11 protein-coding genes are annotated in these 12,236 nt (G+C 72.3%); 4 read left to right on the plus strand and 7 right to left on the minus strand.

The window, feature by feature from the left end; all coding sequences use genetic code 11:
* The 7 genes from RBH18_RS40195 to RBH18_RS40225 are packed head-to-tail and all read right to left on the minus strand — an operon-like array spanning window position 1 to window position 8,129.
* The gene (locus RBH18_RS40195; protein WP_306215772.1) at window positions 1–996 is read right to left on the minus strand and encodes an ABC transporter permease; all 996 of its coding nucleotides are present in this window, start codon (window positions 994–996) and stop codon (window positions 1–3) included.
* A gap of 1 nt (window position 997) precedes the next feature.
* On the minus strand, window positions 998–1,873 hold the full coding sequence (locus tag RBH18_RS40200; RefSeq protein ID WP_306215773.1) for an ABC transporter permease: 876 nt from the start codon (window positions 1,871–1,873) through the stop codon (window positions 998–1,000).
* Window positions 1,857–3,503 (minus strand): ATP-binding cassette domain-containing protein, encoded by a 1,647-nt coding sequence (locus tag RBH18_RS40205; protein ID WP_306215774.1) that lies wholly within the window; start codon window positions 3,501–3,503, stop codon window positions 1,857–1,859. Before RBH18_RS40205 ends, RBH18_RS40200 begins: the two co-directional genes overlap by 17 nt.
* A gap of 5 nt (window positions 3,504–3,508) precedes the next feature.
* Window positions 3,509–5,074, minus strand: coding sequence for an ABC transporter substrate-binding protein (locus tag RBH18_RS40210; protein ID WP_306215775.1), 1,566 nt, complete (start codon window positions 5,072–5,074; stop codon window positions 3,509–3,511).
* Window positions 5,075–6,652, minus strand: coding sequence for an allophanate hydrolase (locus RBH18_RS40215; protein ID WP_306215776.1), 1,578 nt, complete (start codon window positions 6,650–6,652; stop codon window positions 5,075–5,077).
* The gene (locus RBH18_RS40220; protein ID WP_306215777.1) at window positions 6,649–7,275 is read right to left on the minus strand and encodes an urea amidolyase associated protein UAAP2; all 627 of its coding nucleotides are present in this window, start codon (window positions 7,273–7,275) and stop codon (window positions 6,649–6,651) included. Before RBH18_RS40220 ends, RBH18_RS40215 begins: the two co-directional genes overlap by 4 nt.
* On the minus strand, window positions 7,275–8,129 hold the full coding sequence (locus RBH18_RS40225; RefSeq protein WP_306215778.1) for an urea amidolyase associated protein UAAP1: 855 nt from the start codon (window positions 8,127–8,129) through the stop codon (window positions 7,275–7,277). The genes RBH18_RS40220 and RBH18_RS40225 overlap by 1 nt, the downstream gene beginning before the upstream one ends.
* A gap of 117 nt (window positions 8,130–8,246) precedes the next feature.
* Here RBH18_RS40225 and RBH18_RS40230 point away from each other — a divergent pair, with 117 nt between their 5' ends.
* From RBH18_RS40230 to RBH18_RS40245, 4 genes are all read left to right on the plus strand, one after another.
* Window positions 8,247–8,822, plus strand: a complete 576-nt coding sequence (locus RBH18_RS40230) for a TetR/AcrR family transcriptional regulator (protein WP_306215779.1) — start codon at window positions 8,247–8,249, stop codon at window positions 8,820–8,822.
* A 56-nt stretch (window positions 8,823–8,878) separates the two neighbouring features.
* Complete coding sequence (locus RBH18_RS40235; RefSeq protein WP_306215780.1) at window positions 8,879–10,210, plus strand: amidohydrolase; 1,332 nt, start codon at window positions 8,879–8,881, stop codon at window positions 10,208–10,210.
* A complete protein-coding gene (locus RBH18_RS40240) occupies window positions 10,207–10,689 on the plus strand; it encodes a RidA family protein (protein WP_306215781.1) in 483 nt (160 codons plus the stop codon). The genes RBH18_RS40235 and RBH18_RS40240 overlap by 4 nt, the downstream gene beginning before the upstream one ends.
* 69 nt (window positions 10,690–10,758) lie before the next feature.
* Window positions 10,759–12,236 (plus strand): alpha/beta hydrolase (locus tag RBH18_RS40245; RefSeq protein ID WP_306215782.1); only part of this gene is annotated, 1,478 nt, incomplete at its 3' end.

Below are 12,236 nucleotides of genomic sequence, written 5' to 3' on the forward strand. Positions count from 1 at the left end.
CTAGCTGAGCCGGACCCGGGGGTCCGTGAGGGCGAGGGCGATGTCGACGAGGGCGTTCACCACGACGTAGAACGCACCCAGCAGGAGGCTGATCGTGGCCACCGTGCCGGTGTCGGCGCCCCCGATGGCGCGGACGAGGAACTGGCCGAGGCCGTTCCAGGAGAAGATCTGCTCCACCACGACGAGGCTCGACAGCATCATGCCGAGCTGCACGCCGAGCAGGCTGAGGGCCGGGCTGGCGGCGTTGCGCAACCCGTGCCGCCACAGCACCTGCGACTCGGTCTCCCCCAAGGACCGGGCAGTGCGGGCGTACGCGGACCGCAGGCTGGTGGTGAGCCCGTCGGCGAGCACCCGCGCCAGGGCGACGCCCGGGCCGAGCGCCGCGGCGAGCGCCGGCAGGACGAGGTGTTCGACGGCGTCCCACGCGTACGGGAGATTGCCGGTGAGCAGTCCGTCCAGCACGTACATCCCGGACAGCCCGGTGCTGGGTCCGTAGGACGTGCGACCGGACACCGGCAGCCAGTGCAGCTGGACGAAGAAGACCAGCACCCCGGCCGTGGCGATGAGGAACGACGGCGCGCTCGCCCCGCTGAAGAGCACCAGCCGCAGGACGCCGGAAAAACGCCCCTTGAGCGAGTACACCCGGGCCAGCAGCAGCCCGATGAGGACCGAGAAGAACACCGTCCACAGCGCCAGCTCGGCCGTGGCCGGGATCCGCTGGCCCAGCTCGGCGGCGACCGGGCGGCGCGTAGCCAGGCTGGTGCCCAGGTCCAGGTGCACCAGCCGGCTCAGATAGTCGCCGAACTGGATCCAGATCGGGTCGTCGAGGCCCAGCCGCGCACGGGTCTCCGCGACGGCCTGGGCGGACGCGTTGGCGCCGAGGTAGCCGCGCACCGGGTCCCCGCCGCCGTACCGGCTGATCAGGAAGACCAGCACGAGCAGGGCGAAGAGCACGACGACCAGCGACACCGTACGCCGGGCAGCGAACCGGAGCACGTCAGGCCCCCTTCCGGCGCAGCAGGGCCCGCAGCCCGTCGCCCGTGTAGTTGAACAGCAGCGACAGCAGCCCGACCATCAGCCCCGGCAACACCGGGATCCACCAGGAGTTGACGACGTACTGCAGCCCGGCGGACGCCATGAGGCCCAGTTCCGGAGCGGGCGCCGGGGCCCCGAGGCCGACGAACGACAGGGCCGCGACGGTGACGATGACGCCACCGATGTCGAGGCTCGCGGTGACTGCCACGGTCGGCAGGACGCTCGGGAGCACGTGCCGGGTCACGAGCCTCAGGCCACGCGTACCGCTCATGCGGGCGGCCTCCACGTGCAGAGCGCGCGCCTGCCGGCGGACCTCGCCGCGCACCAGCCGGGCGTAGAGCGGCCACCACACCACCGAGATGGCGATCATCGAGCTGCTCAGCCCCGGGCCGAGCCCGGCGGCGACCGCCATCGCGACGATCGTCGCCGGCAGCGCCAGGAAGAGGTCCGTGACACGCATCAGGATCGTGTCCAGCACTCCCCCGGCGAACCCGGCGAGCGTGCCGATCAGCAGCCCGGCCAGCGCGCTGACCGCCGTCACGACGAGCGCGGCGACCAGGCTGGTCCGGGTGCCCTGCAGGATCCGGGTCGCGATGTCGAGGCCCAGCTCGTCGGTGCCGAGCAGATGTCCGGCGGACAGCGGCGGCAGGTGCGGGGTCCCGCTGGGGACGATCGCACTGTACGGCGAGAGCACCGGCCCGAGCAGCGCGGCGAGCACCACGATCAGCAGCACGCCGACCGCGACACGCTCCCCCGCACCGACCGTGCTCGTGCCGCCGAGGGGACGCACGCGACCGGGGAGGAAGAGCCGCCGCGCGACGTCAGGTGAGGACGGCATCGAGCAGCCTCCTGCCGTAGTCGCTGGTCATGTCGCCGGCGAGGTTCTCGGCGGGCACCCGCTCGACGATCCGGCCGGCGCTGATCACGTCGACCCGGTCCGCGATGATCCGCGCGGCGGCCAGGTCGTGGGTGACGAACAGGATCGGCAGCCCCAGCTCGTGCCGCAGCAGGTTGAGCAGGTTGAGCACCGAGCACGCCACCGAGACGTCCAGCGCGCTGGTCGGCTCGTCACACAGCAACAGCGCCGGGGGTACGACGATGGCCCGCGCGATGGCGACCCGTTGCCGCTGGCCCCCGGAGAGCTCGCCCGCCCGCGCGTCCGCCAGCGCCGGGTCCAGGGCGACGCGTTCCAGCGCCTCCCGCACCCGTGCGCGCTTGTCCGTACCGGGCTGCGCGGCGTTGTCCAGTCGCTCGGTCAGCAGCTGGCCGACCGTGCGCCACGGGGTGAGCGAGGCGCCGGCGTCCTGGAAGACGACCTGCACGCCGGCGCCCTGGGTCCGGTCCACGTAGACGTCACCGCTGTCGGCCTTCTCGAGCCCGGCCACGATCCGGAGGATGGTCGACTTACCGGAGCCCGACTCACCGACCAGAGCGACGCTCTCCCGCCGGGCCACCCTCAGGTCGATGGAGTCGAGCACATTCTTGCGAGCGCCGCCGAACAGCCCGCCCGAGCGGAAGCTCTTGCTCACCCCGACCAGCTCCAGGGCGTGCCCGCCGTGCACGCCGGTGTGTGCGCGGGCGAAACCGGACCAGGGCAGCGTCCGGTCCTGCCAGCGCTGCTCGACGTCGGCCGGGGCCTGCGCCGACTCGCGCATCGCGGTGAGCACGGTCGGGTCGGGCAGCCCGACCGGCTGCGACCGGTCGGTGGCCAGCGTGAGCCGGGACGCGATCAACCGCTGCGTGTACGCATCGGCGGGCGCCTCGAACACCGTCGCGGCCGGCGCGCGTTCGACCACCCGGCCGCGGCGCATGACGGCCACCTCGTCGCACATCGTGCGCGCGACGCCCAGGTCGTGCGTGATGAACAGGACGCCGCAGCCGAGCCGCTCGCGTTCCCGCTTCAGCAGCGCGAGGATCTGCGCCTGCACGCTGACGTCGAGCGCGGTGGTCGGCTCGTCCGCCACGAGCAGAGCCGGCCTGCGGGCGAGCGCCAGCGCGATCATGACCCGCTGGCGCATGCCGCCGGACAACTGATGGGGGTACGCCTTGAGCACCTTCGCGGGCTCGCGGATCTCCACCTCGGTGAGCCAGCGCAGGCTCTCGTCCCGGCTGCCCGTCACCCGGCCCAGCAGCCGCCCGACGCTCATGGTCGGGTCCAGCGACGCCATCGGGTCCTGGAACACCGTCGTGACCTGGTGCCCGCGGATCCCCGCCCAGCCGGACTCCCCGGTGACGTCCAGCGTGGTGCCGGCGAGCCTGACCGTGCCCTCGGCGGACACCTCGGGCGAGCGGGTGAGCAGCCCCTGGACGGCCAGCCCGATCGTGGACTTGCCCGAGCCGGACTCGCCGACGACGCCCACGCACTGCCCGGGATCCACGGTCAGCGAGACGTCGTCCACGGCGAGCACGGCCGGGACCCGGGACGTGTAGCGGATGGAGAGTCCGGCCACGTCGAGGACAGCGGTCATGGTCGTCAGCTCGCCGGACGCAGGACCGCGAGGTCGAGCACCCCGGTGATGACCGGGTTCCAGGACTGCTCGACGCCGGCGACCTTCTTCGCGAAGTTGGCCGTGCCGAGGCTGGTGGCCACCGAGTAGAAGTAGCCCGACTCGCTCACCAGGGCCGACGCCTGACTGTAGAGCTGCTCGTCGTCGGTGGAGCGGGCCCTGGTCAACAGGTCGGCGAGCCCCGGCACCTCGGCGCCGAAGAGGTCGAGGCCGCCCTTCGGGGTGTAGAAGACGGTCGCCCACGCGTCGGGGTGCGCGGTGTCCGGGAAGCCGGCGAAGAACGTCAGGTCCGGGCCGCTCGCGCCCTTCTCGAGCTCCGGGAAGTAGGTGCCGAGGGCGTAGCCGGTGCTCTGCGCCTTGATGCCGGCGGCGTTGAGGGTCGCGGCGAGGTTGTCGCTGAGGTTCTTGGCGTCGGCGCTCGTCTGGCCGTACGCGATCTTGATGGTCTTGCCGGACAGCGGCCCGGCGGCCAGCGCCGCGAGCGCGCCCCCGTCGTGGGTGATCTTCTGCTGGTCGAGACCGGGGTCGCTGAGCAGGTTGACCGGGAAGACCTCGGTGGTGGGCTTGGCGATGCTGCCGAGCGCCTTGGTCGTCAGGTCCGTGAAGTCGATGCCCGCGAGCAGCTTCTTGCGCACGTCCTCGGATCCCACCGCGGCGCTCTTGGGATTCACGAAGAGCGTCGGCGTCTGCATGCTCGGGAACGTGTACGAGTTGAGGGTGTCCTTGCCCTGCAGCGCGGTGTAGGTCGCGTTGTCCGCGTAGCCGGCGAGGCCGTCGAGCTCCCCGCTCTCCAGCTGGAGCTGGATCGTGGACAGGCTGGACACGACGGCGAAGTCGACCGTCGGATAGCCGGGCTTGTCACCCCAGTACTTGTCGTACGCCTTGAGCTGGTACGACGTGTCGGCGGTGAACGTCCCGTACGTGTAGGGGCCGGTGCCCGCCTCGTGCGTGGCCCACCAGTTCTCGCCCTCGGCGCTGTAGGGGTGCGCCTCGATCGCCGCCGGGCTGACCATCTTGGGTCCGAACGGCGACGCCAGCAGGTCGAGGAAGGCGCTGTTGGATCCCGAGAGCGTGACGACGACCTGGCTGTCGGACTTCTTCTCGACGCTCTTGACGTCCGAGACCATGTACGACGGGCCCTCGCCGACGTCCGTGCGGCGCTTGAAGGAGGCCTCGACGGCGTCGGCGGTGAACGGCGTGCCGTCGTGGAACGTGACGCCCGTGCGCAGGTCGAAGGTGAACTGGGTGTTGTCGGCGTTCGCGGTCCACTTGGTGGCCAGCGCGGGCTCCAGCTCCGGCTTGTCCTGCCCGGACTTGTACGCGACCAGGCCCTCGTACGCGCTGTTGACGAGGTTGAGCTCGGGGCCGTCGTACGCGGTGTCGGGGTCGGGTGCCTTGACGCCCCCGAGGAATGCCAGGTTGAGCGTGTCGTCGGCGGCCGCGGACGTGGTGCCGGGGGTGCCGCCGCCGGAGCAGGCGGTCAGGGCGGCGGCCAGCAGCGTGGCGCCGAGCAGGGCGAGGGGCTTTCTCATCTATCGGCCTTCCAGGTGATTCGGCCAGCTCCCGGCGGCGGTGACGTCGGTCGCGCCGCGGGTGGCGAAGGGTTCGCAGAGGAAGCCGGTGACCTCGGAGCCGTCGTCGAGGGTGACGGTGCCGATGGCCATCGGGGCGGGGAGGTCGGCGACGAACCGGCCGAACGCGGCGGCGGGCAGCCGCCACAGTTCGCCGGCCAGGGATCCGCCGTGGTCCGGGTCGCGTACCAGTCCGGGCTTGGGCGGGGTGGTGGCGAGGGCGTACATGCGGTAGGCGGCGGCGGTGCGGATCGGGCGCACGAGGAAGCCGCCCGCGCCGCGCAGCTGGTGGTTCAGCGGCTGGCCGGTCAGGTGGGCCCCGAAGACGGCGAGGTCGACGGGGTCCGGGGCGGCCACGAGGCGCTCGGCCAGGTCGGCGAGGCGCTCGTCGGCGAAGGCCGGGCCGGTGAGCATGAGCCCGTACGGCAGGCCGTCCACGACGCCGCCCGGTAGGGCGACGGCGCTGAGGTCGAGCAGGTTGGCGAAGTTGGTGAAGCGGCCGAGGGCGGCGTTGACCCCGACGGGGTCGGCGGCCACCTCGGCGAGCGTGGGATGCCCGGTGGTGGTGGGCGTGAGGATCGCGTCGTAGGTCTCGAAGATCGCCGCCGCCGCGGCCTTCGCGCGGTCGAGCTTCTCGAGGTCGCGGAAGAGGTCGACGGCGCGGGGCTCGGCGCCGGCCAGGATGATGCCCGCCACGGTCGGATCCAGGTCGGTGCCGATGAGGTCCCGGTTCTTCGCGATGTGGTCCCCGACCGCCGCGTAGCGCTCGGCGACGTAGGCGCCACCGTAGAGCAGCTTCGCCGCTTCCAGGAGGGGCGCGAGGTCAGCCACTTCGGCGTTCAGCAGGTCCGCGGCCGGCGTGTTCTCCAGTTCCACGGACATGGCGATCCGGCCCGTGGGCGGCTTGGTGACGGGCTGGAACGCCCGGCTCAGCGGGTCGCCGGCGTCCGGGCCGGTCATGAGGTCGAGGGCCAGGCGGCCGAGGCGGGGCTCGCGGGCGAAGACGGTGACGCAGTCGATGCTGCGGCAGGCCGGCACGACGCCGGTCGCGGGGATGCGGCCGCGGGTCGGCTTGAAGCCCCAGATGCCGTTGAGCGCGGCGGGGACCCGGCCGCTGCCCGCGGTGTCCGTGCCGAGGGCCAGGTCGGCGATGCCGAGCGCGACGGCCACGGCGGAGCCCGAGCTGGATCCGCCGGAGATGCGCTCGGGATCCCAGGCGTTGCGGACCGCGCCGAACGGGCTGCGGGTGCCGACCAGCCCGGTGGCGAACTGGTCCATGTTGGTCTTGCCGAGCACGGTCGCGCCGGCGGCCCGCAGCCGGGCCACCGCGGGGGCATCGCGCTCGGGCACGTAGGCGTAGCTGCGGGCTCCGGCCGTGGTGGGCAGGCCGGCGACGTCGATGTTGTCCTTGACCGCGAGCAGCTTGCCCGCGAGCGGACCCCGTGCCGCCTTCGCCTCGGCGGCGACCTCGTCCCGCGGGCGCAGGTGGATCCAGATCTCCGGCCGCTCGGCGGACAGCCGGTACGCGTCCTCGATCATGGGCGCGTCACGATCATGCGCAGCGGCGTGGGGTTGAAGTCGTTGCACGGGTTGTTGATCTGCGGGCAGTTGGAGACGACGACGAGGACGTCCCGGTCGGCGCGCAGGGCGACCCGCTTGCCCGGGCCGCTCATGCCGTCGACGATGCCCAGGGCGCCGTCCGCCTCCACCGGCACGTTCATGAAGAAGTTGAGATTGGACACCAGGTCGCGGGCGCCGAGTCCGTGGCGGGCGCCCTCGCGGAGGAAGTTCTCGCGGCAGCCGTGCTGGAAGTGGGTGTGGTGGCCGTACCGCAGGGTGTTGGACTCCTTGCCGCACGCGCCGCCGATGGTGTCCTGCCGGTCCACCTCGTTGCCGACGACCGTCATGAGCGGCCGGCCCGTGCCCGAGCGCAGCACGGTTCCCGTCCGGACGTAGGCGTTGGCCTGGAAGGCGATGGTCTGCTGGGCGTCGTAGCGATCGGCGGTGTCCGCCGCGTCGTAGATCAGCGTGTCCGCGGACTGGTTGCCGCCCACGTCGACGATGGTCAGCACGTCGCCGGCGCGCACGACGCCGGACCAGGCCGCGCGCTCGGCGACCCGCTCGTCGAGGATCAGCTCGCCGTCGATCAGGGGCGTCGTCATCACAGGGCTCCTCGGCCGCTCAGGTAGTCGACGGTGTTGAGGTAGGCGCGCTCGCGCTCCGGCGTGGCCGACCAGACCGGGTCGGCATCGGTGGTCGGGGTGCTGCGCCAGGCGTGGATCCGCACCGGGGTGACCTCGTATCCCGGGCGCGGGTCGATCGGATGCGGCACGTTCGCGACGAGCACGATGAGCGGCATTTCGGCCATCAAGTCGATGTACGACGGGTTCTGCGCGGCGCCGATCCATTCCAGGCTTCCGTCTTTGCCGACGCGCACGCCCTTGAAGAAGGACACGCTCGGCGGCAGGTCGCGCTCGGTCAGGCCGTGCTTGAGCGCGCCGAGCAGGAACAGCTCGCGGCCGGCCGGGGTGGCGGACTCGGGCAGGTGGGCGCCGTACCTCTGCTGGGCCAGCTCGGGGCTGCTCGTGCCGCAGAACGCGTCGTGGCGGCCGGAGGTGTCGGCGGCGATCGTGGCGAGCACCCGGCCGTCGCCGCTGAGCAGCGGGTGGCCCGTACCCAGATAGGCCTGCCACGGGATCTTCTGGGTGTCGGCGACGTTCAGGCGCTCCCACGGCTCGAGGGCGTTGAACAGCAGCACGTGCGCGCAGGCGTCGCCGGCCGGGTCCTCGAACCGGATCCGCGCCCCGCGGGGCAGGATCCGGTGCGTGTAGCCGCCGCCGGCGACCGTCTCGGCCCAGAGCAGGGACTCCCGCTCGACGCCCTCCGGCAAGTACGGTGTCGAGGCCGCGGGCACGTACGGCATGGCCTCGGCCACCGCGCCGGCCTGGGCACGGGCGTCGGCCCGGGCGGAGAGCACGGAGTCGGTGACGTGGGCGGCTCGCAGATCGGCGGTCACTGCACTCCCTCTTCCTATCGCTTGATAGGTTTCTGTTGCCCGACAGAAAAGACCCCCGATGCGGCGGCGACGTTGAGAGCGTGTTTCCGGTTTGTTTAATCACCCTGGGTAGGTGCGATGACCAGCAGTTCCGGGCGTGAGCGGATCCTCGACGCGGCCGCCGAGCTCTTCGCGGCCCAGGGCTTCGCCGCGACCTCCACCCGCGACATCGCGGAGCGGGCCGGCATCAAACAGCCCTCCCTGTACGCCCACTTCCGGCTCAAGTCCGAGATCCTGCGCGAGCTGCTGGTGGAGTCCCTGCGTCCCGCCGTCGACTTCGGCGCGACGCTGCTCACCGCGCCGGAGCCGGCCGTCCAGCGGCTCACCGCGCTGCTCGACCACGACATCCACGGCCTCTTCGCCGGACGCCGGCCGGTCGCGGTGCTCGGCCTGCTGCCCGAGGTGCGCGGCGGGGAGTTCGCCGAGGCGCACGAGCTGCGCGGGCGGCTGCGCGACATCTACACCGAGCTCGTCCGGCAGGTGCTGACCGAGGCGGGACACGCCCCGAGCGACGCCTACCTGAGCCGGATGGCCGGCATCGTCTTCCCCCTCGTGGAGAGCATCAACCTCCGCCGGTACGAGGACCCGTCGCTGGAGGCGGACCTGATCGTGCGCGACACGACGACCGCCGTCCTGCGGATCCTCGGGGTGTGACTCCGGCTGGATCCATGCTTTGATGATGTGGATCCAATCGTGCCGGGGAGGTTTCGTTGAGCCATCGCATCGTGGTCGCGCCGGTCGTGACCATGGATCCCGCGCTGCCCCGGGCCTCGGCGCTGGCGTGGGCCGGGGACCGCCTCGTGGCCGTCGGCGAGGTCGACGCCGTCCGGGCCGCGTGCCCGCCGGACACCCCGATCGAGGAGCTGGACGCGGTCGTCGTGCCCGGGCTGATCGACGCCCACCTGCACATGCAGCGGGCCGGGCTCAAGGCGCTGTCGGTGCCCGCCCCGGGAGGCACGTGGGACGCGGCTTCGTACGTCGCGGAGATGGACCGTACGGCCGACCTCGACGAGTGGCCGCCCGGCTCCGAGCCCTCCCTGGCGGACCGGCTCGAGGGTTTGCGGCAGGTCCAGCCGCTGTTGCACGCGCTCGGCATCACGAGCGTGGTCGACCCGGCCGTGACCGTCGACGAGATGCGCGGCTATCAGGCGGCCCGGGCGGCGGGGCTGCTCAGCATGCGGGTCGTCGCGATGCCGTACCTGGATCCCGCGCTGCCGGAGATCCTGACCCGGCTCGACGGCATCGGGGCGTCCACCGGGTTCGGCGACGACTTCCTGCGGCTCGGCGGCATCAAGGTCTACTTCGACGGCGAGGGCATGAAGCGGCAGGCGCTGCTCGCCTCCCCCTGGACGCCGGGCACCACGGACTACGGCGTGCAGCGGATCCCGTCCGGCGACTTCGCCTCCATCGCCCGGTTCTGCGCATCCCACGGCTGGTCGCTCGGGGTGCACGCCGTCGGCGGCGGGGCCGTCGCCGAGATCCTGCGCATCTTCGCGGACATCGACGCCTCCTTCCCGCTCCGCGATCTGCGCTGGCAGCTGATCCACGCCTATCTGGAGCCGTCCCCCTCCTCCCTCGCCGAGGCCGCACGGCTGGGCGTCGTCGCCTCGCTGCAGCCGTCGATCCACTGGCACAACGCGGCCGGGCTCATCGAGCACCTCGGCGAGCGGGCGGTGCCGGCCAACCCGGTCCGGTCCTGGCTCGACGCCGGCGCCACGGTGGCCCTGGGCTCGGACGGCCCGTTCTTCCCCTTCGACCCGCGGCACCTCATGTGGCAGACGCGCACCCGGATGGTGCGCGGGCTCGGCGACCCCGTGGCGCCTTCGCTGGCCGTCACGGGCGCCGAGGCGCTGGCGGGCTACACGACCGGGGCCGCGTACGCCGCCTTCGCGGAGGCGACGCGCGGCATGCTGCGCCCCGGGATGCTCGCCGACTGGGTGGCGCTGTCGGTGGACCCGGTGACGTGCTCGGCGAGCGAGATTCTTACGGCCGCTGTGGTCCGTACCGTCGTGGGTGGTCTTACCGTCTGGAGCCCGTCATGAGTGCCGAAGATCGCGTCCGGGAGCTTGGACTTGCCGTTCCGGACTATGCGGATCCGCCCTACGGCGGGCGCTACGGCAAGGTGAAGCCCTTCCACCGCGAGGGGAATCTGCTGCTGCTGTCCGGCATCACGCCCGAGGACCGCGAGGGCAACCGGCTGCACCCGGGCCGCTTCGGTCTGGACCTGACGGTCGAGCAGGGGTACGAGGCCGCGCGGATGACGGCGGTCAACGCGCTCGGGCTGATCCGGCTCGCGGTGGGCAGCCTGGACAAGGTGACCTCGATCGGCCGGAACCTGTGCTTCCTGCGCACGACCGACGACTTCGAGGACCTGCACCTCGTGTCGGACGGGGTGTCGCAGCTGTTCATCGACGTCTTCGGTCCCGTGGCGGGCGTGGCCGGCCGCGCGTCGATCGGCGTCTCCGCACTGTCCCGCCGCAACTGCTTCGAGCTGTGGACAGAGGTCTCCGTGACACCTTGAGGACAGTGCCCACCGTCGATACGTGGGACGCTGGCGGCCGGTTCGTCCATCGACCGGAGGGATCCCGTCATGTCCCGTTCCTCGCCCCGGCGCCTGCTCGCGGGCGCACTCGTCGCCGCCGTCTCCGCCGCCCTGCTCCCGGCCCCGTCCGCCGCCGCGCCGGCCCTCTCCTGGTCGGCCTGCACGGAGGAGGACCTGGCCGGCTACCAGTGCGCGACCCGGGAGGTGCCGCTGGACCACGACAAGCCGCGCGGCGCCACCACGACGATCGCCCTCGCCCGCCGCCCCGCCGACGACCCGGCCCGGCGCCTCGGCACCATCTTCGTCAACCCGGGCGGGCCCGGCGGCCCCGGCCGGGGCCTGGTGACGGTCTCCGCCGCGATCGTCGCCCCGGAGGTGCTGGCCCGCTTCGACCTCGTCGGCTTCGACCCGCGCGGCATCGGCGCGAGCGACCCGCTGCAGTGCTTCGCCACCGACGAGGAGGCCGAGGCGCTCCTCGCGCGGATGGCCTTCGTCCCGGTCACCGAGCAGCAGATCCGCGACACGCAGCGGGCCAACTACGCCTACACCGAGGCCTGCAAGCGCAACGCCGGGCCGCTGCTGGCCCACATGAGCACCCTCAACGTCGCCAAGGACCTCGACCTGCTGCGCGCCGCCGTCGGCGACACCAAACTCACCTACATCGGATACTCCTACGGCACCCTGATCGGCGCCACCTACGTCAACCTCTACCCCCACCGCGTACGCGCCGTGGTCCTCGACGGCAACGTCGACCCCGACCAGCGCACCAACCGCCGCGTGGCCAACAAGTTCGACCGCGCCGGCGGCTTCGAGATCGCGCTCAAGGGCTTCCTCGCCGCCTGCGACAAGGCCGGCCCGGACTGCGCCCTCTCCGGCAACGCCCGCCGCAAGTTCGACGCCGTCCGCGAACGCCTCCGCAAGGCCCCCTTCACCTCCCCCACCTTCGGCGTCGTGGACCTCGACCTGTTCACCAGCTACGTCTACAGCAGCATGTACGACGTCTCGTCGTTCCCGGCCACCGCCGCCGACCTGCGCACCCTCTACGACGAACTCTTCGGCACTCCCCCGGCCGCGACCGTCAGACGAACCCTCCCGGCCGGCCTGTCGCCCCGGGCCCCGAGCGACTACTCGTTCAACAGCTCCGACGCGGGCCAGGCCGTCAACTGCCTCGACGCCCCCCTCCCCCGCAACCCGGCGGCCTACCCGGCCATCGCCACCCGCTTCGAAGCAACCCACCGCACCTTCGGCCGCGCCGAGGCGTTCAGCGAGGTCGGCTGCGCCAACTGGATCCGCACGACCGAGCGCTATGACGGCCCGTGGAACCGCCGCACCTCCCAGACGGTCCTGCTGGTCAACCCCACCTACGACCCGGCGACGCGCTACAGCTTCGCCCAGAACATGGCCCGCGAACTGGGCAACGCCCGCCTCCTGACCCTGGAGGGCTTCGGCCACACCAGCAACTTCAGCACCTGCGTCACCACCTGGTACACCCGCTACCTCCTGGCCGGCCAACTCCCACCCCCCGG

The sequence above is a fragment of the Actinoplanes oryzae genome (genome assembly GCF_030757795.1).
GTDB lineage: Bacteria > Actinomycetota > Actinomycetes > Mycobacteriales > Micromonosporaceae > Actinoplanes.

What these genes read in the sequence shown, in the direction of transcription:
- RBH18_RS40200 (WP_306215773.1), bottom strand. Translation starts at nt 1,873, where the DNA reads ATGCCGTCCTCACCTGACGTCGCGCGGCGGCTCTTCCTCCCCGGTCGC.
- RBH18_RS40240 (WP_306215781.1), top strand. Translation starts at nt 10,207, where the DNA reads ATGAGTGCCGAAGATCGCGTCCGGGAGCTTGGACTTGCCGTTCCGGAC.
- RBH18_RS40230 (WP_306215779.1), top strand. Translation starts at nt 8,247, where the DNA reads ATGACCAGCAGTTCCGGGCGTGAGCGGATCCTCGACGCGGCCGCCGAG.
- RBH18_RS40210 (WP_306215775.1), bottom strand. Translation starts at nt 5,074, where the DNA reads ATGAGAAAGCCCCTCGCCCTGCTCGGCGCCACGCTGCTGGCCGCCGCC.
- RBH18_RS40220 (WP_306215777.1), bottom strand. Translation starts at nt 7,275, where the DNA reads ATGACGACGCCCCTGATCGACGGCGAGCTGATCCTCGACGAGCGGGTC.
- RBH18_RS40205 (WP_306215774.1), bottom strand. Translation starts at nt 3,503, where the DNA reads ATGACCGCTGTCCTCGACGTGGCCGGACTCTCCATCCGCTACACGTCC.
- RBH18_RS40215 (WP_306215776.1), bottom strand. Translation starts at nt 6,652, where the DNA reads ATGATCGAGGACGCGTACCGGCTGTCCGCCGAGCGGCCGGAGATCTGG.